Source organism: Streptomyces cinnamoneus (assembly GCF_014650495.1).
GTDB classification, from domain to species: Bacteria; Actinomycetota; Actinomycetes; order Streptomycetales; family Streptomycetaceae; genus Streptomyces; species Streptomyces cinnamoneus.
Window position 1 is genome coordinate 116,883 of the sequence record NZ_BMVB01000001.1, and the last position, 23,433, is coordinate 140,315.

The window sequence follows — 23,433 nt, forward strand, 5'->3', positions numbered from 1 at the left end:
CCGGCGGGCCGGGCACAGCACGACGAGAGGCACCCGGTGAGCGCCACGCGCCACGTCCTGATCCTCGGCGGCACGACCGAGGCCCGCCGCCTGGCGGACACCCTCGCCGCCGACACCGCGCTGCGGGTGACGACCTCACTCGCCGGACGCGTCGCCGCACCGCGGCTGCCGGCGGGGCAGGTGCGGATCGGTGGCTTCGGCGGGCCCGAGGGCCTCGCCCGCTGGCTGCGCGAGCAGCAGGTGGACGCGCTCATCGACGCCACCCATCCTTTCGCCGGCACGATCAGTTTCAACGCGGCACGGGCGGCCGCCGCCGTCCATGTTCCCCTGCTGGCCGTCCGCAGACCCGGCTGGGTCGCGGGCCCGGGCGACGACTGGCACCCGGTGGGCTCACTGGCCGAGGCGGCGGACGCACTGCCCGCGCTGGGGGAGCGCGTCTTCCTGACCACGGGCAGGATGGGCCTGGCGGCCTTCGCGCACCTTGAGGATAGGTGGTTCCTGGTCCGCTCCGTGGACGCCCCCGAGCCGCCCATGCCCCCGCACACAAAGGTGCTGCTGGACCGCGGCCCGTTCACGGTCGAGGGCGAACGCGCCCTGCTGCGCCGGCACGCGATCGACGTCCTGGTGACGAAGGACAGCGGGGCGGCGGCGACGTCCGCGAAACTGACCGCGGCCCGCGAGGCGGGCATCCCGGTCGTGGTGGTCCGGCGGCCGAGTGTGCCGGAGGGGGTACCGACCGCCGCCGGCCCGGCGGAGGCGGTGGAGTGGGTGCGAGGGGTCCTGGACGGTCGGTGACGGGTGGGTTCCGGTCCGGCATCGGTGGGTGAGCCGGTACGGTGCGAAGAGCGCCTGAGGACGGAGGACCCGTGACCGCACAGCACGCCGAAGAACCTGCCGAGCTCGTTCCGAGGCCGGAGATGACCTTCCCGGCGTTGCGCGCCGCACTGGCCCGCGTCGCGTCCTCCCGCCTTGCCGAGTTCCAGGCAGACCGTGATTCCGCGTTCACCGCGGCCACTCAGCACGCCTCCTTCAACCCGATCCGTATGTTCCAGGTCAAGTGGGCGACCGAGATCGAGATCGAGCGCAGGCCGGCCCTGGCCGCTCGATACCGAGCTGCCCTGGACGGCGCGAACACCTTCGACCGCGACGACCCGAGGTGGCGTGCGGCCATGGACGAGTGCATGGCCGTCCGGAACGAGGCCCGTGCTGCGGTGACCTGTGACTGAGACCTGGGCGTGGGAGTACGACCCCGACCCCGGGTACGTCATCGGCGGCATCGACAACCTCGCCTTCATCGCGAGGGTCGAGGAGCGGGCCGACGAACTGGTCCGCGCGGCGCGGCGCTCTACCTGGACGGGGCGAAGTACTCGGGTACCTCGCCCCGCATGCAGGAGGAGACCATCGACGCGTCGGGGATGTTCGTGTATCAGGTCGTGCCCCGCCACCAGCGGGTCTGCATCCGCCAGGTCTCCTTCCTCGGACTGTGATCCGCAGTGCGTCAGCGCTCCGGGTACCGCCGAGGTGTCCAGACGATCTCCTCGGCGCCGGACTCGCCGCGGCGGACCGTCCGCGTCTGCGTCGAGCCCACGATGAGCAGGGTGCGCATGTCGACCTGGTCCGGGTCGAGTTCGCCCAGGCGGACGATGCGGACGGACTCCTCCGGGCCGCCCACGTCGCGGGCGAGGACCACCGGGGTGTCGGGCGTGCGGTGTTCCAGGAGGAGGTCGCGGGCCTTGCCGACCTGCCAGATGCGGCTGCGGGAGCCGGGGTTGTAGAGGGCGAGCACCAGGTCGGCGGCCGCTGCGGAGCGCAGGCGCTCCGCGATGACCTCCCACGGCTTGAGGCGGTCGGAGAGGGAGACCACCGCGTAGTCGTGGCCGAGGGGGGCGCCCGCACGGGCGGCGGCGGCGTGGGCGGCCGTCATGCCGGGGACCACCCGGACCGGGATCTCGCGGTAGGGGTCCTCGGAGGCGACTTCGAGCACCGCCGTGGCCATCGCGAAGACACCCGGGTCGCCGGAGGAGACGACGGCCACGCGCCGGCCCTGGCGCGCGAGGTCGAGGGCGAAGTCGGCGCGTTCGGACTCCACCTTGTTGTCGGAGGCGTGCCGGCGCTGGCCGGGGCGTACGGGAACGCGGTCCACGTACGTGCTGTAGCCCACCACGTCCTCCGCCGCCGCCAGCGCACCCCGCGCCTCGGGCGTCAGCCACAGCGGGCCCGCCGGGCCGAGCCCGACGACCACGACCTCGCCGCCCCCGGCAACGGGCGGCGCGTCGATGCGGCTGGGCAGCACCGCCACCGAGAAGTACGGCACCGACTCCGGGTCCACGTCCGCCAGCCGGCCGGTCCGTTCGCCGCTCATCGTCGCGCGCTCGACGTACCGCGCCTCCGCCAGCCGGCCCGAGCGCTCCAGCGCGCCGCGCACCGCGGGGAAGGTCCGGCCGAGCTTCATCACCACGGCCGAGTCCGTCGAGGCCAGGCGGGCCGTCAGCTCCTCCTCCGGCAGCGTGCCGGGAAGGATCGTCAGCACCTCCTCGCCCTCGACGAGCGGCTCGCCCAGGCGGGCGGCGGCCGCACTCACCGAGGTGACCCCGGGCACGACCTCCGTCGGGTAGCGGTGGGACAGCCGCTTGTGCATGTGCATGTACGAGCTGTAGAAGAGCGGGTCGCCCTCGGCAAGCACCGCGACCGTCCGCCCGGCGTCGAGGTGGGCGGCCAGCCGGGCCGCGGCCTCCTCGTAGAACTCCTCCATCGCCCCGCGATAGCCGCCGGGGTGGTCGGTGGCCTCCGTGGTCACCGGGTAGACCAGTTGCTCCTCGATCTGGCCGGGACGCAGGTGCGCTGCGGCGATCGAGCGCGCGATGCTGCGGCCGTGCCGGGCGCTGTGGTACGCCACGACGTCCGCCGCCGCGATGACCTCCACGGCCCGTACGGTCATCAGTGACGGGTCGCCGGGACCGAGCCCGACGCCGTACAGCCGGCCGGCCGTCTGCGGATGCTGCTCGCTCACTCTTCCTCGCTCGCTATCGCGTTGATCGCGGCCGCGGCCATGGCACTGCCGCCCCGCCTGCCCCGCACCACCAGATACTCCAGCCCCAGGGGGCTGTCCACCAGCGCGTCCTTGGACTCGGCGGCGCCGATGAAGCCGACCGGAATGCCGAGGACCGCGGCCGGGCGCGGCGCCCCCTCGGCCACCATCTCCAGCAGACGGAACAACGCGGTGGGCGCGTTGCCGACCGCCACCACGGCGCCGTCCAGCTTCTCGCGCCACAGCTCCAGCGCCGCGGCGCTGCGGGTCGTGCCCATGCGGCGGGCCAGCTCCGGCACCGCCGGGTCGGCGAGCGTGCACAGCACCTCGTTGTCCGCGGGCAGCCGCTTGCGGGTGACCCCGCTGGCCACCATGTTGGCGTCGCACAGGATCGGCGCCCCGGCGCGCAGCGCCTCGCGCGCCCGCGCGACCACCTGCGGGGAGTACGCGAGGTCCCGTACGAGATCGGTCATCCCGCACGCGTGGATCATGCGCACCGCGACCTGGCCGACGTCCGGCGGCAGCCCGCCGAGGTCGGCCTCGGCGCGGATGGTGGCGAAGGACTGGCGGTAGATGGACGCGCCGTCCTTTTCGTAGTCGAACACTGTGCCCTCGTCGCCTTCGTCGTTCATGTCGTACGGGTGGTGCCTGGTGGGGGTGCCGCCGTTGCCGCGGCGGTCGTCGTTGCGGTCGTACGGGCCGTGGCCACCGCGTCGGCCAACTCCTGCGCCGTCTCCGGGGCCACCGCATGGGGTGCGGTGCGTGCCGTGTCCGGGGTCCCGGTGCGTACGGCGACGCGGTAGCCGTCCGCGGTCGCCAGCACGTCGACCCACGGGCCGTCGGAGGGGTGGCCGCAGCGCCGTTCGCATCCGGACCAGTACACCGGCAGCGCCCGGGGGCCGCCAGGGCGCGCGCCGGTGAGAGCGGCGGCCGCGTCGGCCCGTACGTCCGTGAGCGACTTCGCGCAGCCCGGGCGCCCGGCGCACGCGCCTGCGCGGTGCCAGGGGGAGGCGGGGGAGGTGACGAGGCCGGCGTCGGCGAGCGCGGCCAGCCGGGCGGGAGCCGCCCCGGGGGTCAGGCCGGGGACGACGATGCCGCGCCAGGGCGTCACCCGCAGTTCGCCGGTGCCGGCTTCGGCGGCGGTACGGGCGAGGAGCCGCCACTGCGCGACGGTGAGCCGGCCGAGGGGCGCCATGACGGACAGGGCACACCGGCCGCCGGGCCCGTCCACGGCCCCCGGTCCAGCCGCCGGTCCTGGTTCGGTTGCCGACGCGGGTCCGGCCATAGCCCCTAGTTCGGCCACTGGCCCCGGTCCGGCCACCGCCCCCGGTTCGGCTACCGACGCAGGTTCGGCCACCGCCCCCGGTTCGGCTGCTGCGGCGAGGGACGGCGTCGGGCCGTGGGTGGGTCCGGCCGCCGGGGGACCGGTATCGGCCGATCCGCCCCCGTCCGGCCCGGCACCGGTGGGTGCCCCGCATACGGTCGGCCCTCCGGTCGGCGTCGTGGCCGTCGGCTCGGCCCGGATGCCGGCCTCCGCAAGGCGGTCGGCCAAGGCGCCCAGGGCCGGCCGGTGTTGCGGAGCCAGGTCCTTGACCCGCCAGGCGGTCGCATCGTGTGCGCGCAACGTGCCGAGGAAGTGCTCGGCGGCCAGGACCGCCGCCCGCGGCGCGTCCGCGGCCGGTATCCGCAGCCCGGCCGGCCCCCTGCCGTAGCGCAGGACGGCCCGTCCGCCCTCCTCTGCGATCAATGTCACATCGGGGTCGAGGGCGGCGACGTCGCCCCGCCCGTCGTCCAGCCCGAAGAGGAAGCGCCCGGAAAGCGCAGTGATGTCAGGGTTCGCGCACAGCAGCCGGTCCAGGTCCCGTGCCCACGCCTGGACGTCGGCGTACCCGGAGCCATCCAGTCCGCTCAGTGGCGAGGCGACCAGGTTGCGCACCCGCTCGTGCGCGTCCGAGGGCAGCAGGCCGGCCGCGCGCAGCCGCGCTCCCAGCACGGCCCCGCAGTCCGAAGGCAGGCCGCGCAGCTGGAGGTTGCCGCGCGAGGTGAGGTCGAGGTGCCCGTCGCCCAGTTCCCCGGCCAGCCCGGCCAGGACCTCGGCCTGACGGGCCGTCAACAGCCCGGCGGGCAGCCGGATGCGGGCCAGTGCCCCGTCGGCCGCGGAGTGCAGCCGCAGCGCGCCGGGGCACGCGTCGCCGCGGTTGCGCGGGGACGCGCCGGTTCGGCACGTCTCGTCCCGGTCCGCGGGAGATGTGGGGGGCACAGGCATGGCGGCGAGCATACCGACGCCGGGGCCCGGTGCACCGTCCCGTACCGGATCACCAGCGCTTACTATGCTCACCAGGTGGGCAGTATCCAGCAGTCCCGTCGGATATCCGGCCCGCCGTACGCCAGCGACGGCGTCAGGGGAGGAAGCCGGTGAGACTCCGGCACGGTCCCGCCACTGTGAGCGCGGCAGCGATGCCGCGCGAGTCAGGAACTCCCGCCGTCCTCCAACCGCCCGGGGCGCGGACCCCGAGGAAGGCCAGCCGCAGCATGCGCACGTTCCGGTGCCGCGCACCCCGGGCGACCCTCGAAGCACTCGGGAGCGCCGCGTGATCCTTCTCCTGTCGACGTCCGACACCGACCTGCTCAGTGCCCGCGCGGCCGCCGCCCAGGGGGGCCCGGTCCCGTACCGGCTGGCGAACCCCGCCCGGCTCGCACTCGACGACCTCCCGGCGCTCCTGGAGGGCACGGACCTCGTCGTCGTCCGGCTCCTCGGCGGCCTGCGCGCCTGGCAGGAGGGGCTCGACCTGCTGCTCGCCCAGGAGCGCCCCGTCGTCGTCCTCACCGGCGAACAGGCCCCCGACGCCCAGCTGATGGAGGCGTCCACCGTCCCCATCGGCATCGCCGCCGAGGCCCACGCCTACCTCGCCCACGGCGGCCCCGCCAACCTCGAACAGCTGGCCCGCTTCCTCTCCGACACCGTGCTGCTCACCGGCCACGGCTTCGAGGCCCCGGCCGCCGCCCCCACCTGGGGCGAGCTGGAGCGCACCCCCAAGCCGGGCGCCGACGGCCCGCTCGTCGCGGTGCTCTACTACCGCGCCCACCACATGAGCGGCAACACCGCCTTCGTGCACGCCCTCTGCGACGCCGTCGAGGACGCCGGCGGCCGCGCCCTGCCGCTGTACGTGGCCTCCCTGCGCGCCCCCGAGGCCGAGCTCGTCGAGGCGCTCGGCGCGGCCGACGCCGTCGTCACCACCGTCCTCGCCGCCGGCGGCACCCGGCCCGCCGAGGCCTCCGCCGGCGGCGACGACGAATCCTGGGACGCCGGCGCCCTCGCCTCCCTCGACGTGCCGATCCTGCAGGCCCTGTGCCTGACGGGCCCGCGCAGCGCCTGGGAGGAGAACGACGAGGGGCTCTCGCCGCTCGACGCCGCCACGCAGGTGGCCGTCCCCGAGTTCGACGGCCGCATCATCACCGTCCCGTTCTCCTTCAAGGAGGTCGACGAGGACGGCCTGCCCGCCTACGTCGCCGACCCCGAGCGCGCCGCCCGCGTCGCCGGCATCGCCGTGCGCCACGCCAAGCTGCGCCACATCCCGGCCGGTGACAAGCGGATCGCGCTCGTCCTGTCCGCGTACCCCACCAAGCACTCCCGCATCGGCAACGCCGTCGGTCTCGACACCCCCGCCAGCGCCGTGGCGCTGCTGCGCCGGCTGCGCGAGGAGGGCTACGACTTCGGCGACGAGGAGGTCCCCGGCCTCGCCTCCGGCGACGGCGACGAGCTGATCTACGCCCTGATCGAGGCCGGCGGCCACGACCAGGACTGGCTCACCGAGGAGCAGCTCGCCCGCAACCCCGTCCGCATCCCGGCCGCCGACTACAAGCGCTGGTACGCGCAGTTGCCCGCCGAGCTGCGCGAGTCCGTCGAGGAGCACTGGGGTCCGGCGCCCGGCGAGATGTTCCTCGACCGCAGCCGCAACCCCGAGGGCGACATCGTCCTCGCGGCCCTGCGCCGCGGCAACCTGCTCATCCTCATCCAGCCGCCGCGCGGCTTCGGCGAGAACCCCATCGCCATCTACCACGACCCCGACCTGCCGCCCTCGCACCACTACCTCGCCGCCTACCGCTGGATCGCGGCCACCCGCGAGGACGGCGGCTTCGGCGCCGACGCGATGGTGCACCTCGGCAAGCACGGCAACCTGGAGTGGCTGCCCGGCAAGAACGCCGGCCTGTCCGCCGCCTGCGGCCCCGACGCCGCCCTCGGCGACCTCCCCCTGGTCTACCCCTTCCTCGTCAACGACCCCGGCGAGGGCACCCAGGCCAAGCGCCGCGCCCACGCCACGCTCGTCGACCACCTCGTGCCGCCCATGGCCCGCGCCGAGTCCTACGGCGACATCACGCGCCTGGAGCAGCACCTCGACGAGTACGCGCAGATCTCCGCGATGGACCCGGCCAAGCTCCCGGCGATCCGCGCCCAGATCTGGACCCTCATCCAGGCCGCCAGGCTCGACCACGACCTCGGTCTGGAGGAGCGCCCGGACGACGACGGCTTCGACGACTTCCTCCTCCACGTCGACGGCTGGCTGTGCGAGGTCAAGGACGCCCAGATCCGCGACGGCCTGCACGTGCTGGGCGGCGCGCCCACCGGCGAGGCGCGGGTGAACCTCGTCCTGTCGATCCTGCGCGCCCGTCAGATCTGGGGCGGCAAGTCCGCGCTGCCGGGCCTGCGCGAGGCCCTGGGCCTCGACGAGTCCGCCGCCACCCGCACGACGGCGGACGAGGCGGAGGCCGAGGCCCGGGCGCTGGTCCAGGCGATGGAGGACGCAGGCTGGGACCCGGCGGCCGTGCCCACCGTTGTGGGCAATCGTCCCGCAGGGCGATGGGGGCACCTCCCAGCGGTAGCTGGGGGAGGGTGGGCACAACCCACGGTGCCGGGCACCGATCCCGTGGCCGCGATCCTGACGTTCGCCGCCACGGAGGTCGTCCCCCGCCTGGCCGCCACCACCGACGAGCTCGACCACGCCGTCCACGCCCTGGCGGGCGGTTTCGTCCCGGCCGGCCCTTCGGGCTCCCCGCTCCGCGGCCTGGTCAACGTCCTGCCGACGGGCCGCAACTTCTACTCCGTCGACCCCAAGGCCGTCCCCAGCCGCCTCGCCTGGGAGACGGGCCAGGCCCTGGCGGACTCCCTCCTGGAGCGCTACCGCACGGACAACGGCGAGTGGCCGGAGTCGGTGGGCCTGTCGCTGTGGGGCACGAGCGCGATGCGCACGGCGGGCGACGACGTGGCGGAGGCGCTGGCGCTGCTGGGCGTCCGCCCGGTGTGGGACGAGGCGTCGCGGCGCGTGACGGGCCTGGAGCCCGTCCCCCTGGCGGAACTGGGCCGCCCCCGCATCGACGTCACCCTCCGCATCAGCGGCTTCTTCCGTGACGCCTTCCCGCACGTGATCGGCCTCCTGGACGACGCGGTGCGCCTGGTCGCCTCCCTGGACGAGCCGGCCGAGCAGAACCACGTCCGCGCCCACGCCCAGGCCGACCTCGCCACCCACGGCGACGAGCGCCGGGCCACGACCCGCATCTTCGGCTCCCGCCCGGGCACGTACGGCGCCGGCCTCCTCCAGCTCATCGACAGCCGCGACTGGCGCACCGACGCCGACCTCGCCGAGGTCTACACCGTCTGGGGCGGCTACGCCTACGGCCGCGGCCTGGAGGGCTGCCCGGCCCGCGAGGAGATGGAGACGGCGTACAAGCGCATCGCGGTCGCGGCGAAGAACACCGACACCCGCGAGCACGACATCGCCGACTCCGACGACTACTTCCAGTACCACGGCGGCATGGTCGCAACGGTCAAGGCCCTGCGCGGATCGGCCCCCGAGGCGTACATCGGCGACTCCACCCGCCCCGAGACGATCCGCACCCGCACCCTCGTCGAGGAGACCTCCCGGGTCTTCCGCGCCCGCGTGGTCAACCCCCGCTGGATCGAGGCCATGCGCCGCCACGGCTACAAGGGGGCCTTCGAACTCGCCGCCACCGTCGACTACTTGTTCGGCTACGACGCCACCACGGGCGTCGTCCCCGACTGGATGTACGACAAGCTCGCCCAGACCTACGTCCTCGACCCGGACAACCGCGCCTTCCTTGAGGACGCCAACCCCTGGGCCCTCCACGGCATCTCCGAACGCCTCCTGGAGGCCGAGAGCCGCGGCATGTGGGCCAAGCCGGACGCCGAGACCCTCGAAGCCCTGCGCCAGGTCTTCCTGGAGACGGAGGGGAACCTGGAGGGCGGGGAGTGACGCCCCGGCCGGAGCGGGCGCGGGCCCGCTCCGGCCATTTGGGTCCGCCACCCGGGGATCACTAGGATCACCCGATGATCATCACAAAACGGCTGGCGGCGGGTGCCTGTGCCCTGCTCGCCGCCCTGGCCGGGGGCATTGCGCCGGCGAGCGCCGCCGACCGGCCCCCGAAGGATTCGCCCAAGGTCGAACTCGTCCTCGACGTCAGCGGCTCGATGCGGGCGCGGGACGTCGACGGCGACACCCGCATGGTCGCCGCGAAGCAGGCGTTCAACGAGGTCATCGACTCGGTGCCGGACGGCGTCCGGCTCGGCATCCGGACGCTCGGCGCCTCCTACGCCGGCGAGGACAAGGAGCTCGGCTGCCGCGACAGCCAGCAGCTGTACCGCGTCGGCAAGGTGGACAGGACCGACGCCAAGGCGGCCGTGGCGGGGCTCCAGCCCACCGGCTGGACGCCCATCGGTCTGGCCCTGCGCGGCGCCGACCAGGATCTGGGGACGGACGGCGGCACGCGCCGGATCGTGCTCATCACCGACGGTGAGGACTCCTGCGGGCTGCCCGACCCGTGCGACGTGGCGCGCGAACTCGCCGCCAAGGGCACGCACCTGACGGTCGACACGCTCGGCCTCACCCAGGACGACAAGACGCGCGAGCAGCTCAGCTGCATCGCCGAGGCCACCGGCGGCACGTACACCACCGTGCGGCACCGCAAGGAGCTCTCCGGCCGGATCAAGCAGCTGGTGCGCCGGGCGGAGACGCCCGTCGACATCCCGAAGCCCGTCGAGGGCGCGAACGCGTGCCCGACCGCGCCCGAGATCGGTGCCGGGACCTGGACCGACCGGGAGAAGTTCTCCGAGCACCGCTGGTACCGCGTCAAGGTCAAGCCCGGGCAGGAGCTGCGCGCCTCCGTCAGCGTCGGTGCCGACCGCGCCGTCGACCGGGACTACGGGGTGCTGGTCCGTGCGGTGGGCGAAGGCGGCCAGGAACTCGTCCGCGGGTCGGACGCCGGCAGCGGACGCACGGACGTGATGGCGTCGGGGCTCCGCCTTCCGGTGTGGAAGGCCAAGAAGGACGACAAGGACCCCAGGAACATCTGCCTGGAGGTCTCCAACTCCTTCTCCGCGCCCCCCTCCGTCAAGCGGGAGCCGGGCCTGCCCGTCGAGCTCGCCGTCGATCTGGTGGACGCCCCCGACAACCCCTCCGACCTGGCCGCCTTCGGTCTCGGCCGGGGCTGGGTGCTGCTCCTGGTCCTGGGCGTGACGGGGCTGCTGGCCGGGCTCGCGTGGGGCTGGCTGGCCCGCTGGCGCGTAGCGGTGTGGAGGGAGAACTGATGCGACGGACGACACGTGTGCTGACGGCCGGGCTGCTCGCCGCGGCCGCAGCGTTCGGCCCCGCGGCCCTCGCCGTGGCCGACGACGAGGCACCCACCGAGGCGGGCACCGCCTTCCGCACCGCCGTGGCGATCGAGCAGGGCGAGAAGGCCACCGCCGACGCCTCCACCGGCGACTACCTCTACTGGCAGTTCCCCGCGGGCGCCGGGCAGCGGCCCACCGTCAAGGCGACGGTGACGCTGCCCGAGACGTCCGCGCGGCACGGCTCCGCCACCTGGCGGCTCGACGTCTTCGACGGGCTGCGCCGCCGCCAGGCGTGCACGTCCGGCCGGCCCACGCAGCGGGCCTCCGGCCAGGCCGCCACCGTCGACCTGACCTGCACCCTGCGGACCGTGCGCCCCTGGGCCGAGCGGTGGGCCAACGACCCGCTGCCCGGCGCCTACTACATCCGGCTCACCGTCACCGACGCCCCCGAGCGCGACCTCGGCCTGCCGGTGAAGGCGGCGGTCGAGGCCACCGCCGAGGACATGGGCGGCGAACGGGCCGAGGGCGGCGAGCTGGGTGCGCCGCTGCACGCGAAGGCCGTCACCGAGCCCGACAGCGGCTGGAACGGCAGCTGGTTCTCGTCCCGTTGGGGATGGACGGTCGGCGGTGCCGTACTCGGCGCCCTCGCGGCCATCGGCGGGTACACCCTGACCCGCCACCCGCGCCGCCGCTAGCCGCGGCCGCACCGGTGACCGGCGGCGTCCTCGCACGGCGAGGACGCCGCCGGCCCGCGTTCAGGGGCCGGCGGGGTCGTCGCCGCGCACCGCCTGCAGGTACAGCTCCCACAGATCCTCGGTGAAGTACGAGCTGTAGGAGATGTCCGGGGTGTCACCGCCGGTGTGGTAGCCGCCGATCACCCCGATCAGCGCGTACCCGCCGAACCCGCGCACCAGGAACGGCCCGCCGGAGGTGCCGCCGACGTACCCCGCACAGGCGATCTCCAGGAAGTCACCGGGCGCGGCCGGGTCCGTGCTGGTGTAGCGGTGCGTGGAGGAGCTGCAGTCCAGCGGTTTGGGGTACTTCGCGTCGCTGCTGCCCGGATAGCCGATCAGCCGTACGTTCCCGTGCCGGTACCCGGGGCGGACGGCCAGGTCGAACCCGCCGACGGCCCGCTCCACCCGGGTGCCGTCCGCGCGCCGGCCGAGCCGGACCACCGTGTAGTCCCAGCGCGCCCCGCCGTCGGTGCCCAGGTCGTAGTACCGCTGGTCGATGTAGATGAGTTCGACGGGGAAGACGCCGTGCGGCTTGAGGCCGTCGTGGTACTGCGGCACGAACGACAGCCGTTTCCTCGGGTCCGGCGAGCGCAGGCAGTGGGCGGCGCTGACGACGAGGTCGCGGTGCGGGCTGCGGACGACCGTGCCGCCGCAGAAGCGGCCGGTGTTCTGGCCGTCGGTCCAGAAGAACGTCCCCACCTGGGGCAGGCCGTCGAAGGGGTGGCTGGGCGGTACGGGGTCGTCCGCCGCGGGGCCCCTCCGGTCGCTGCCGGCGGGCAGGGCGGCCCGCATGCGCTCGGGCGTCCAGTAGGCGTCGGCGGTCGCGGCGGAGACGGAAGGGGCCGCCTCCGCGGCCCGGGCGCGCCCCGGGCCGCCCGCGCCGGCCGCGGCCGGCCCCTGGAGGGCGGTGACCGCCACCAGCAGGCCGGTGACGGCGGCGGTGACGCATCCACGTATGGCGAGGGGTCTGCAGCGCATGGACGAACCTCCCGGAAGCCGAGTGCGCGGAGGTGCACGCACGGGGTGAGCGTGCCATCGTCCTACGGGCGGGGTGCGCGTGGTGAGACGCCGACGCGACAGGATTCACCACAACGACGCACCGCCGCTGTCGGAGGCGGCCGGTAGCCTGTGGGCACCAGTGAGTCGGGTTGTCCGGGCCTGCAGGGGCCGCGGGGTGGGGAGTTGGCAATGGTCGATCCGGTGTCGCTCGATGCGGTCACGACCGCGGTGACGGCCGCCGCGGGCTCCGTGGGGACGGAGGCGGGACGCCAGGTCTGGGGTTCGCTCGTGGACCTCACGCGCCGCGCCTTCGGCAGGGGCCGGCAGGACGGGGGCGACGTCGCGCCGCTGCCCCTCGACGCGGCGAACGGGCAGGAGGTCCAGGCCCTGGCGGCGATGCTGTTCGGACGGATCCTGCAGGACGAGGCGTTCGCGGCCGAGTACCGCGGCTGGGAGGAGCAGGCACGGACGGCCGGAGTGTCCGTCGGCAACACCACGGTCACCAACACCGTCTCGGGCAACGCCAGGGTCGGCACGCTCTACCAGGGACACAGCATCAACGTGACGGGACGATGAGCGGCCCGCACGTCCGCAACGACTTCTCCGGGGAGGCCGGCCAGGTCTTCCAGGCCGGCGGGGACATCCACTACCACGACCACCGTCCCCCCGCCCCGAAGCGGCCGGTACGTCCGTACCACATTCCGCCGAGCACGCCCCGGTTCACCAACCGCAGCGACGAACTCGCCCGCCTGCGCGCATGGCTGGGCCGCACCGGCCACGGGCCGCCCCGCACCTGCGTGATCAGCGGCCTGCCCGGCATCGGTACGAGCAGCACGGCCCGCCGCTGGGCGGAGAGCGTGCGCGACGCGTACCCCGGCGGCGTCCCCTACGTGGACTTCGCCGAGCTGCGCAGCGGTGCGGACGGCGGCGACGTCCGCGGCGCGCAGGCCAAGGTCCTGCGCTCCGTGGCCGGGGTGGGGGAGCGGTACCTGGACCTGCCGGGGCCCGAGTTGGACGACCTCTACCGCACCGAGACCTCCCGGTACGGAAGCATTCTGCTCGTCCTGGAGAACGTCACCCAGCCCGCACAGGTCCTCGCCCTGATCCCCACCGCTCCCGGCAGCGCCGTCGTGGTCACCAGCAACAGGCGCCTCGACGAGCTCGCTCTGGACGGCGCCCACCTGATGCCCCTCGAACCCCTGGGCCCCGGACACGGAACGGAGCTGCTCGCGAATCTGTGCGGCGCCGAGCGCGTCCGCTCCGAACCGGAGGCGGCCGCACGCCTGGTCGAGCTGTGCGGGGGACTGCCCATGGCGCTCACCGTCGCCGGCACGCGCCTCGCCACCCGCCGGGGACTGAGCCTGGCCTCGGTCGCCAGTGAACTGAACGCCGAGCGGGGCAGGTTGGCCACGCTGTCGATCGGCTCCGGCCGCGGGCGGCGCGGCGTCGCCGCGGCCCTCTCCGTCGCCTGCCGCGACCTCTCCGCCGAGCCCCTGCGGCTCTACCGCAGGCTCGGACTCCTGCCCGGCCGCACGTTCCCCGCAGACGTCGCCGCCGCCGTGGCCGGCGGGGACCCGCTCACCGTGCACGAAGCGCTCCAGGACCTGTACTCCGCCAGTCTGCTGGAGGAAGAGATCGTGGACGGGAAGCCGACCGGCCGCTACGGCATGCACGACCTCGTACGGCTGCACGCCCGTTCCCTGGCGGAAGGCGACGACGGCGACACGGAGGCCGAACGGGACACCGCACTGCGCCGGGTGGTCGACCTCTACGTCGTCCGGGCCGCGTTCGCCGACGGCGCGGTCATGGGCGACCGGCTGCGGATCACCGACCACGCCGTGCTGCTGGCCGGGCACGCGAGGCCGTTCACCGGAGCCGGGGCCCGCAACGACGCGCTCGACTGGCTGGAGGCCGAACGGCACAACGCCGTGGCCGCCGTGCACGCCGCCGCCGGCCTCGGCCTCCACCGGCAGACGGCCCAGCTCGCCGAATCCCTCACCGCCCTCTTCCTCAACCACCGCCACCCCACCGACTGGGTCGACACGGGGACCCTCGGCGCCGACGCCGCAGCCCGCCTGGGGGACCGGGCGATGGAGGCCCGGCTGCGCAGCCTGCTCTCCCGCCCGCTCATGGACATGGGCCTCACGGACCGGGCCCGCCGCGAGCTGGACGCCGCACTCGAACTCGCGGACGCCACGGACCATCGCGTGCTGCGGGCCTCGGTGCGGGAGTTCTCCGCGCGCTACTGGGACCGCTACGATCCGCCCCGCGCCCTGGCCCAGTACGAGGAGGCCCTCGCCCTGAACGAGGCGGCCGGGGAACGGCGGGGCGTCGCCCTCGTGCGCTACTTCACCGGCTGCACGCAGGACGCCATGGGTGAGCACGAGCGCGCCGTCGGGACGCTGACGGACGCCTGCGACCGGCTGACCGGCCTCGGCGACGCGCGCATGGCGGGGCGCGCCCTGGCGGCGCTGGGCAGGGCCCACGGCCACTTGGGGCGCACGGACGAGGCCGTACGGGCACTCGAACGCGCGGCGCAGACGCTCCAGGAGCAGCGGGCCTCGTTCTACGAGGCCCCGGTGCGCGAGGAGTTGGCGGAGCACGCCGTGCGTGCCGGGGATCCGGCCGCCGCGCGCCGGCACCTGGCCCGGGCCGTCGAGCTGCTGCAACGGGACGGAAGCCCGCGGGCCGCAGAGGTGCGCGAACGGTTCGAGGCCCTGAACGGTCCCGGCACGCCGCCCCCGCCCGGCACCTGAGGAGCGGAGCCCGGCCCCGCCGCGGGCGCCTGCCGGGCCGTCACGCAGGGGGACCGGTCATCGGCTCCTGCGGGACGGCCCGGCCGGGGGAGGGGATGGCCGGGCGTACCGCGAGCGTCATGTCCTCCGCCCGCCCGGCCACGTTCAGGGACACCGTCCCCGTCAGGGCGTGGCCTGCCCGTAGCCGGGCGTAGACGACGGCCGCGTGCAGCGCGGCATCCGGCAGCGGTCCGGTGGCCGTCGACTCCACGACCCGCCCGTCCCGCAGTGCCGTCACACAGCCCCCGGGGACCACGGCCGTCGCGAGGCGGCTGCCCGGCCATGCCGCGAGCGTCCGCCACGCCCACCGCACCCCGGCCGCGGCCGATTCCCGCAGCGCTCCGGAGACGACCGCCGACGCGCTGCCCAGCAGCCGCAGGTCCCGTTCCTCCTCGTCGCAGGACAGATGGCAGAACGTTCCGTCCCCCTCCTCCGGCTGGTTCCCGGTGGCGGGCAGCCGGCGGACGGACACGCCGTCGCCGGTGACCGACGTGCTCACCCACGCCGCCGTGACCTCGCCGCCCTCGGCGTCCGGCACCGGGCAGGCGTACAGCGGGGGCGGGCCCGCGGCGGCCGGCGCGGCCAGTTCCAGCAGCTCGTACACCGTCGAGCGCAGCCGTTCCAGCGCGTGGCCCGGCTCGGCGAAGGCGCCGTCCGTCACCTTCCGCACGCGTTCCGCGTCGTGCTCGGCCATCGCGCGTTCCAGCTGTGCGCCGAGCGGCCCGTACGGCTCCAGCCGCGGCACGATGCGGCCCAGTTCGGCCATGGGCGTGTCCGGCACCGATTCCTCGCCGAACGCCGCCAGGAGCAGCGGTCTGCCCAGGGCGGCGGCGTAGAAGGTCACCGAGCCGTGGTCGCCGAGCACGGCGTCCGCGGCGACGAGCGCGGCCTGCCAGCCGCGCTCCGGGGGTATGAGCCGCAGCCCGCCGTCCAGGGCGGCGGCCAGGACGGCACGGACCTGCCAGCGACCGTGCGCGAACCAGACGTTGGGGTGCACCACGGCGGCCACGCGGTACTCGTCGAGCGGCAGCCCGGCGACGAGCCGGGCCGGCAGGCCGGGGTCCGTCCCCAGTACCGACTGGGGTCCCCACGTGGACGTCACCACCACCAGCCGCCGGCCGTCGTCGGCGCCGAGCGCCTCGCGGTAGCGGGCGCGCAGCGGCCGCGAGGCCAGCATGAGGTCGTGGTACGGGTCGCCCACCAGCCGGCTGCGGGCGGCCAGCCGCGGGTGGTGCGCGTCGAGTTGGGCGATCTGGCCGGGGTGCGAGACGGCGTGCCAGGCGCGGGCGTCGTCCATGACCCCGGACAGCCGCCGGCCCTCGCCGCGCGAGTCGGGCACCAGCTTGTGGAAGCCGACGCCGTGCGGCAGGACGAGCACGGGGCAGTCGGCCGCGACGGCCGTCAGGTCGATGTTCTCGCTCGCGGAGACGACGAGGTGGCAGCGGGTGCGGGAGAGCTGGTCCCACGGCATGACGCGCACGCCGGCGGTGCGGAGCAGGTCATGGACGCCGTCGTCGAAGGCGGAGGTGGGGTCGAACGCGAAGACGACGTCGACGCGGGGGTCGGAGCGCAGGAGGGCGGGGAGCACGTCGAGGAGACGGACCGTCGAGGTGACGGTGCGGGCCGCCGCGACGAGGACGCGCCCACCCCCGAACGTCCGCCACCGTCCGGCGTCCGCCCCGACCGGTACCCGCAGATCCCCCGGCCGCCGCCCCGCACGGTCCGGCGTCCGGCGTCCGGCGTCCGGCGTCCGGCGTCCGGCGTCCGGCGTCCGGCGGTCCATGTTGGTGTCGCCCTTACCGTCCAGCACGCCGCCCCCGCAACCTTTCGCCGATAGCATGACCAGACCTTTGCCCCCGCGTTCCGCCGTGCCCCCACCGTAGACGAGCGGTCCGGGCCCCGAGCCCGCATCAACTCGTGGTTAAGTCGTTCATCCGCTCGTCATCGCACGCGGACTAGTGCTCGGCGCTCATCCCGTGACAGGATGCCTCTCGTGGCCGGTCGGCACTTAACTGGCCGTGAAAGGCCATGAAGCCGTGTGACGCAAAGGGTTCGAAGGAACGGGGCAGATGGCAGTCGGGGGGGACAGGCCGGCAGGTGACGCGGGCAGCCCGCTCGCGCAGCGGCTCAACTACCTGTTCGCGAACATGCACCCGCCGGGCGCTCCCTACACCAACGGGCACGTGGCGGAGGAGATCAGCCGGGGGGAGGAGTACGGCGGGGTCACGCTCACCGAGCAGTATCTGTCGATGCTGCGCAACGGCAAGCGCGCCAACCCCAGCCCCGATGTGCTCCGGGCGCTGGCGAAGTTCTTCGCCGTGCCGGTCGGCTATCTGCTGGGCGACCTGTCGGCCTCCCAGGCCGAACGCGTCGAGGAGGAGGTCCGCTTCCTCGTCGCCATGAGGGATCAGCGCGTCCGGGCGATCGCCCTGCGTTCGGTGGGTCTGCCGCCGGAGGTGCAGGACAGCCTGACCACGATCATCTCGCAGTTCCGGCAGCAGATGAACCTTCCGTCCGACCCGCCCGACGCGGGTGGTGAGGAGCGCTCGTGACCGTCTTGGCGGAGGACCGGCTCTTCACTTACTGGCGGCGTACCGAGGACGAGGACGGTGCAAGCATGCGGGTGGGGCGGATACGCCGGCGCTGCAAGCAGCTCATCCATGAGCTCGCGCTGCCCGCGTCGACCGATCTGCGGGGCATGTGCGACGCCGTCGCCCGCCACGTCGACCGGCCCATCCACCTCGTGCCGATGAGCCTGGACGGCGTGGTCTCGGGCATGACGGCCACCACCGACGACGCCTTCTGGATCGTCTACGAGCAGAAGACCTCGCCCTGGCACCAAGTCCACATCGTGCTGCACGAGATCGGCCACCTGCTGCTCGGCCACGACCAGGACCCGGCCGTCACCGAGGACGCCCTCAAGGTGTGGACGCCGTCGGTCGACGTCGCCACCGCCATGCGGCGCATGGGCCTGACGATGGGTCTGGCGCGCCACCACTGCTACGACAACCTCACCGAGCGCGAGACGGAGATCCTGGGCACCCTGCTCATGGCGAAGGTGGTCCCGCCGCCGCCGGGCCAGGAGCAGCCGCTGGAGGGCGAGGCCGCCGCGCTCGCCGCGTCCCTCGGCCCGGCGCTGCAGCACGTGCGCCGGCAGCTGCGCACCGCGGACGCCGCGCACGGCCCGCACCCGCGGGGTGACGCCGGTGTTTGACGCCCTCTACCTCACCTTCAGCGCCATCGCCTGGGCCATCGTCGGCTACAAGGCCCGGGCCTGGTTCCGCGACCGCGGCAACACCGACCTCGGGCTGACCGCCCTGATGACCTCGGGCGTCCCCGTCGTCTTCCTCTTCTCCGCGCCCAGCGTCTACCGCGCGTTCGACCGGCTGACCGGCGTGGCGAACCTGGCGATGGTGTTCCTGTACTCGGCCGTCGTGCTGTTCGCGTCGGGCGCCACCGTCCTGCTGCTCCGCTGGACGAGCAGGGGCGACGCCGCGGCCCACGCCCGGGCCGCCGCCCGCTCGCGGTTCGCCGTGGCCGCCCTCGCGGTGGCCTGGACCACCGCGATCGTCTGCTTCGCCGTCGGGCGGCCCGACGACGTGGAGCACCCCCGCGACTTCAGCACCGCCTACGCCGACGCTCCCGGCGTGGTGGCCTTCCTCGTCCTGTACCTGGCCATCTTCGGGATCAGCCTCGCCGGGCTGGGCACCCTCTGCCCGCGCTACGCCGCCCAGCTGGGCCGGTCCTGGCTCTCCAGGGGCCTGCGGACGCTGGCCGCCGGCTGCTGGCTCGGGCTGCTGTACTGCGCCTGCAAGCTGGTCGGCTTCATCCTGACCTGGGCCGGGCACGACGTGTACTGGCTTTCCAACGGGGTGGCGCCGATGAGCGCCTCGGTGGCCGCCCTGCTGGTCCTGCTGGGTTTTTCGCTGCCGGCCATCGGCCCGCGCGCGGCGGCCTGGCGCCGGCTGCGCCGGCTCGCCCCGCTGTGGCGTGAGGTCACCGCCCACGCCCCGGAGGTCACCATCGGCGAGTCCCGCTGGACGACCCGCTGGCCCTTCTCCGACCTGGAGTGGCGGGCCAACCGGCAGATGGCCGAGATCCGCGACATCCAGCGCGGCGTCCGGCGCCACGTCGAGCAGGCCGCCCTGGACATCGCCCGGAGCAAGGCGCGCGCCGCCGCGCTCGACGAGCACCGTACCGCCGCCGTCGTCGAGGCCGCCGCCCTGCGCCGGGGGCTGGCCAACCAGCAGACCGGGCACGTGCCGACGCCCCACGCCGACAGCGTCGTGGTGACCGTCAGCGCCGACCCGGCCGAGGAGCACGAGCACTTGGCCCGCGTCGCGGACGTCTATCACGACCCGATGGTGGACGCGGTGCTCACCGAGCTGAGAGACATCAGCGCGGCCCGCCGTCCCTGACGGCGCGGCGGCCCATGGACGAGGCGGCCCTGGACGGGGGTCAAGGCCGCCTGCGACACAGGCCGGCGCCGGGGGCGGTGCGGATCGCACGATCCGCACCGCCCCCGGCGCCGCCCGTGCGAACGACTGCTACAAACCGATCCTCCGGTCCGGTCTAGAGTCGGGTCACATGCACCCCATCGATGCCCACACCCTGATCGACGACCCGTACGGCACGTACGAGAAACTCCGCGAGAGCGGCCCCGTCCACCGCGTGACCGGCTCGGACGGACGGCCCGCCTGGCTGGTCACCCGCTACGACGACGTGCGCAAGGGCCTGGCCGACCCGCGGCTCTCCCTGGACAAGAGCACCGCGCGCCCGGGCAACTACAGCGGCTTCTCGCTGCCGCCGGCGCTGGACGCGAACCTGCTCAACATGGACCCGCCCGACCACACCCGGGTCCGCCGCCTGGTGGTGAAGGCGTTCACGCCCGGCCGCGTGCACAAGCTCCGCACGCCGGTGCGCAAGGTCGCCGACGCGCTGCTGGACGCGGTGGAACCGGCGGGCGGGGCCGACCTGCTGGCCGCCTACGCCGGTCCGTTGCCCGTCATCGTCATCTGCGACCTGCTCGGGGTGCCGCAGGAGGACCGGGTCGACTTCCGGGCCTGGACCGACGCCCTGATCACCCCCGACCCCGAGCGGCCCCACCAGGCGAAGGAAGCGGTCGTCTCCCTGATGCGCTTCTTCACCGGGCTCATCGCGAGCAAGCGGGCCGAGCCGGGCGACGACCTGCTCTCGGACCTGATCGCCGTACGGGAGGCCGGTGACACGCTCTCCGAGGACGAACTGACCTCGCTGGCCTTCCTCATCCTCTTCGGCGGCTACGAGAACGTCGTCCACCTCATCGGCAACACGGTCCTCGCCCTTCTGGACCGTCCCGAACTGCTGCGTTCGGTGAGAACGAATCCGGACGGACTCGCGGCGCTCGTCGACGAGGTCAGCCGGTGGGACGGTCCGGTTCCGCTGGCGATCCGGCGCTTCACCGCACAGGAGATGGAGATCGGCGGCGTGCTGGTACCGGCCGGTGAGACGGTGCTGTTGTCCCTGGCCTCCGCGAACCGCGATCCGGCCCACTTCGCCCACCCGGACCGCCTTGACCTGGACCGGGACCGCTCCGGGAACCTCGCGCTGGGGCACGGGATCCACTATTGCCTGGGGGCCGCGCTGGGCCGGATGGAGACGGAGACCGCGCTGGCCGCGCTCCTGGAGCGCTTCGAGAAGCTGGAACTCGACGTTCCGAGGGAGGCGCTGCGGTGGCGTCCCACCATCCGGGCGCGTGGCCTGATCTCGCTCCCGGTGCGCTGGTAATCGAGAAGCCGAACAGGTTTTTGGTGCATAACCCATCCTTGATGAGGTAGAACTGTCATCGAGCCCGCCCGGTGTGCATCCCCCGTCGCACCGGGCGGGCCTTCGTCGTCCGGCTCAGCCGCTGCCCGGCGGGAACTTCAGCAGGACCACCGCCGCCAGCATCTGGATGCTCACCGACGCCACGGCCCGGTGGGTCGGCAGGTGGTGCTGGCCGCGGATCAGCAGCGTCGCGAGGGCACAGCCGAAGGCCGCCGTCACCGAGGCGGCCGCCCGTACCGGCATCGAGCCGGCCGACAGCCAGGTGTCGAGGGCCAGCCGGGGCAGGTCGCTCGCCCAGAAGATGACCACGAACAGGCTCGTCGTGGGCCCGAACCTGCCGTTGCCGCCCAGTCGCCGCGCGATCGCGTGGGTGGCGGCGCCCAGCAGCAGGCTCGCCAGCATCATCACCGCGGAGCCGATGGCCATCGCCTCCAGCGCGAGCACGGGGCTCACGCCCCACTGCCCCCAGAAGGAGTCCTTGGCCAGCGTCCCGAGCGCCCCGCACAGCAGGGACACGAACGCGGCCGCCCCCCACACGCTCCGGTCCCGGGCCTCGTCGAGGACTTCGACGGGCCGGTACCAGAGCCCGAATATCAGGCGGTGCCAGAGCAGCCTGCGCTGCTGGGCGGCGGGAGGGGACGGGGAGGGGGCAGTGGTCACGGGCATGGGTGCCGTTTTATCACCGTTCGGCCGGACCACCGGAGTCCGGTCCGTGGGGCCGACGGCACCGACGCCCCGTCAGGCGGGGGTCGGCTCCTTGCTGTCGGGGTTCCCGTCGGGATCCTGACCCCGGTCGTCCGCGGCATCGGCCACGGCGTCGGGGTCCGGGGCGTGCAGATACTCCTCGCTGATCTCCCGTGGCCCGAAGGGCCACACCTTCTCGTACGCCGCCCACAGCACGAACGCCACGCAGCCGGCGGCCACCCAGGCGAGCGACCACTCGATCGGGTGCCGCCCCGGTGCGTTCTCGTCCGCGTAGCCGTAGATGACCAGCCAGCCGACCAGCGCCACCACGCTGGGCAGCGGGTGGAGCCACACCCGGTACGGCCGGCGCAGCCCCGGCTGCCGCCGCCGCAGCACCGACAGCGCCAGCACCTGCGCCAGGGCCTGCACGATCACCATGACGGCGGTCAGCAGCTGAATGAGCGTCGCGAGGTCGGTGTGACGGCCGATCAGGAAGCCCACGGCGGTGAGGACGCCCATCGTCGCCAGCCCCAGCACCGGGAAGCCGTGGCGCGGATGGAGCTTGGCGTACGGGCGGAAGAAGACCTTCTCGCGGGCGGCGTCGTAGGGCGCGCGCGAACCGCCCAGCAGCCCGGTCAGCACCGACGCGCCCGCCGTGACCAGGATCAGCAGCGTGACGACGTCCGCCGCGCCCTTGCCCCAGGAGCGCTCCAGCACCGCGGAGGCCACGGACGAGGAGGCCGTCGAGTCGGGGTCGAGCATCTCCTTCCAGTCGATCACGCCCAGCGTGCCGATCTGCAGCAGCAGGTAGATGCCCATGATGCCGAGGATCGAGTAGACGATCGCCCGTGGCACCGTGCGGCCGGGGTTCTTGATCTCGGCACCCAGATAGGCGACGGTGTTGTAGCCCAGGTAGTCGTAGATGCCGATGGTCAGGCCCGCGGCGAAGCCGACCCAGAAGTGATGGGTCGTCAGCTCGAAGGCGTGCGCCGGATAGGTGAAGGCCCGGTCGGGGCTGAAGTTGCTGAACGCGGCGATGATGACGAGCAGCACCGAGGTGAGCATGACGCACCACAGCGCGGCCGTGATCCGTGCGATGTGGTCGACCCGCCGCCACAGCAGCGTGAGGATGAGCGCGATGACGACGAGGCCCGTCACGTCGCCCTCCGTCTGCCCCATGCCCGGCCAGAGGTAGCCCAGGTACTGCACGAAGCCGATGATGCCGGTGGACATGCCGATCGGGATGAAGAGCATCGCCGTCCACACGAACAGGAACGGCACCAGCTTGCCCGTGCGGTACTGGTACGCCTGCCGCAGGTAGACGTAGCTGCCGCCGGCGCCCGGCATCGCCGCGCCGAGCTCGGCCCAGATCAGCCCGTCGGCCAGGGCCAGCACCGCACCGGCCACGAAGCCGATCACCGCCTGCGGCCCGCCGAAGGAGGCCACCATCAGCGGAATGGTCACGAAGGGACCGATGCCGCACATCTGGCTCATGTTGATGGCGGTGGCCTGGAACAGGCCGATGCGGCGCACGAACGCGCCCCGCTGGCCCGGCACCGCCGGCTCCCCGGGCCCGTGTTCCGTGCGCGCTGCCGAATCTGTCATGGCGTCAGCCCCTTCTCGTCATACTGCACTGGTACACCGGCCCGCCTGACGCGTCCATCACCTGCGGAGTGTCGGAGACTCTGGTCGTACGCCCGACGGTCGGTCAAGATCTGTGCACGGACTGCTACCGGGCGGGAAGTGGCGTGAAGCGAAGGAAGG

At 73.9% G+C, this 23,433-nt stretch carries 18 protein-coding genes and 1 riboswitch; of the genes, 11 read left to right on the forward strand and 7 right to left on the reverse strand.

Annotation, left to right across the window (positions count from 1 at the left end; genetic code table 11):
- Positions 1 to 36 precede the first annotated feature (36 nt).
- Both IE182_RS00485 and IE182_RS00490 read left to right on the forward strand, forming a co-directional pair.
- Positions 37 to 795, forward strand: a complete 759-nt coding sequence (locus tag IE182_RS00485; RefSeq protein WP_190107560.1) for a cobalt-precorrin-6A reductase — start codon at positions 37 to 39, stop codon at positions 793 to 795.
- Positions 796 to 866: 71 nt separating this feature from the next.
- Positions 867 to 1,226, forward strand: a complete 360-nt coding sequence (locus tag IE182_RS00490) for a hypothetical protein (RefSeq protein WP_190107561.1) — start codon at positions 867 to 869, stop codon at positions 1,224 to 1,226.
- 272 nt (positions 1,227 to 1,498) lie between these two features.
- On the opposite strand, the gene IE182_RS00500 is transcribed toward IE182_RS00490, so the two are convergent.
- From IE182_RS00500 to cobG, 3 genes are read right to left on the reverse strand one after another with little or no spacing between them, the layout of a single operon-like run.
- Positions 1,499 to 3,010 carry a precorrin-2 C(20)-methyltransferase gene (locus tag IE182_RS00500; protein WP_190107562.1) on the reverse strand — a complete coding sequence of 504 codons (1,512 nt, stop codon included), beginning with the start codon at positions 3,008 to 3,010 and terminating at the stop codon, positions 1,499 to 1,501.
- Positions 3,007 to 3,660: a precorrin-8X methylmutase gene (locus IE182_RS00505; RefSeq protein WP_190107563.1), complete on the reverse strand. Its 654-nt coding sequence runs from the start codon at positions 3,658 to 3,660 to the stop codon at positions 3,007 to 3,009. Before IE182_RS00505 ends, IE182_RS00500 begins: the two co-directional genes overlap by 4 nt.
- Positions 3,657 to 5,294 carry a precorrin-3B synthase gene (gene cobG, locus IE182_RS00510; RefSeq protein WP_229844481.1) on the reverse strand — a complete coding sequence of 546 codons (1,638 nt, stop codon included), beginning with the start codon at positions 5,292 to 5,294 and terminating at the stop codon, positions 3,657 to 3,659. The genes IE182_RS00505 and cobG overlap by 4 nt, the downstream gene beginning before the upstream one ends.
- A 101-nt stretch (positions 5,295 to 5,395) precedes the next feature.
- Positions 5,396 to 5,522, forward strand: a riboswitch (cobalamin riboswitch).
- Positions 5,523 to 5,619: 97 nt separating this feature from the next.
- Here cobG and cobN point away from each other — a divergent pair.
- The 3 genes from cobN (at position 5,620) to IE182_RS00525 (ending at position 11,347) form a co-directional block, all read left to right on the forward strand.
- Positions 5,620 to 9,297, forward strand: coding sequence for a cobaltochelatase subunit CobN (gene cobN, locus IE182_RS00515; RefSeq protein ID WP_190107565.1), 3,678 nt, complete (start codon positions 5,620 to 5,622; stop codon positions 9,295 to 9,297).
- A 74-nt stretch (positions 9,298 to 9,371) separates the two neighbouring features.
- Complete coding sequence (locus tag IE182_RS00520; RefSeq protein WP_190107566.1) at positions 9,372 to 10,628, forward strand: VWA domain-containing protein; 1,257 nt, start codon at positions 9,372 to 9,374, stop codon at positions 10,626 to 10,628.
- Complete coding sequence (locus tag IE182_RS00525) at positions 10,628 to 11,347, forward strand: hypothetical protein (protein WP_190107567.1); 720 nt, start codon at positions 10,628 to 10,630, stop codon at positions 11,345 to 11,347. Before IE182_RS00520 ends, IE182_RS00525 begins: the two co-directional genes overlap by 1 nt.
- 60 nt (positions 11,348 to 11,407) lie before the next feature.
- Here IE182_RS00525 and IE182_RS00530 read toward each other — a convergent pair whose 3' ends face one another.
- Complete coding sequence (locus tag IE182_RS00530; RefSeq protein ID WP_190107568.1) at positions 11,408 to 12,364, reverse strand: trypsin-like serine peptidase; 957 nt, start codon at positions 12,362 to 12,364, stop codon at positions 11,408 to 11,410.
- Between the two features lie 210 nt (positions 12,365 to 12,574).
- On the opposite strand from IE182_RS00530, the gene IE182_RS00535 reads away from it, so the two are divergent.
- The gene (locus IE182_RS00535) at positions 12,575 to 12,961 is read left to right on the forward strand and encodes a hypothetical protein (RefSeq protein WP_190107569.1); all 387 of its coding nucleotides are present in this window, start codon (positions 12,575 to 12,577) and stop codon (positions 12,959 to 12,961) included.
- Positions 12,958 to 15,141 carry a tetratricopeptide repeat protein gene (locus IE182_RS00540; protein WP_190107570.1) on the forward strand — a complete coding sequence of 728 codons (2,184 nt, stop codon included), beginning with the start codon at positions 12,958 to 12,960 and terminating at the stop codon, positions 15,139 to 15,141. The genes IE182_RS00535 and IE182_RS00540 overlap by 4 nt, the downstream gene beginning before the upstream one ends.
- A 40-nt stretch (positions 15,142 to 15,181) precedes the next feature.
- Here IE182_RS00540 and IE182_RS00545 read toward each other — a convergent pair whose 3' ends face one another.
- Positions 15,182 to 16,990 (reverse strand): hypothetical protein, encoded by a 1,809-nt coding sequence (locus IE182_RS00545; protein ID WP_229844482.1) that lies wholly within the window; start codon positions 16,988 to 16,990, stop codon positions 15,182 to 15,184.
- A 259-nt stretch (positions 16,991 to 17,249) separates the two neighbouring features.
- On the opposite strand from IE182_RS00545, the gene IE182_RS00550 reads away from it, so the two are divergent.
- From IE182_RS00550 to IE182_RS00565, 4 genes are all read left to right on the forward strand, one after another.
- A complete protein-coding gene (locus tag IE182_RS00550) occupies positions 17,250 to 17,732 on the forward strand; it encodes a helix-turn-helix domain-containing protein (RefSeq protein WP_190107571.1) in 483 nt (160 codons plus the stop codon).
- Positions 17,729 to 18,394: a hypothetical protein gene (locus IE182_RS00555; RefSeq protein ID WP_190107572.1), complete on the forward strand. Its 666-nt coding sequence runs from the start codon at positions 17,729 to 17,731 to the stop codon at positions 18,392 to 18,394. The genes IE182_RS00550 and IE182_RS00555 overlap by 4 nt, the downstream gene beginning before the upstream one ends.
- Positions 18,387 to 19,598, forward strand: coding sequence for an MAB_1171c family putative transporter (locus tag IE182_RS00560; protein ID WP_190107573.1), 1,212 nt, complete (start codon positions 18,387 to 18,389; stop codon positions 19,596 to 19,598). The genes IE182_RS00555 and IE182_RS00560 overlap by 8 nt, the downstream gene beginning before the upstream one ends.
- 169 nt (positions 19,599 to 19,767) lie before the next feature.
- Positions 19,768 to 20,946: a cytochrome P450 family protein gene (locus IE182_RS00565; RefSeq protein WP_190107574.1), complete on the forward strand. Its 1,179-nt coding sequence runs from the start codon at positions 19,768 to 19,770 to the stop codon at positions 20,944 to 20,946.
- Between the two features lie 114 nt (positions 20,947 to 21,060).
- Here IE182_RS00565 and IE182_RS00570 read toward each other — a convergent pair whose 3' ends face one another.
- Both IE182_RS00570 and IE182_RS00575 read right to left on the reverse strand, forming a co-directional pair.
- Positions 21,061 to 21,651: a YIP1 family protein gene (locus tag IE182_RS00570; RefSeq protein WP_190107575.1), complete on the reverse strand. Its 591-nt coding sequence runs from the start codon at positions 21,649 to 21,651 to the stop codon at positions 21,061 to 21,063.
- 72 nt (positions 21,652 to 21,723) lie between these two features.
- Positions 21,724 to 23,274 (reverse strand): APC family permease, encoded by a 1,551-nt coding sequence (locus IE182_RS00575; protein WP_190107576.1) that lies wholly within the window; start codon positions 23,272 to 23,274, stop codon positions 21,724 to 21,726.
- Positions 23,275 to 23,433: the final 159 nt, after the last annotated feature.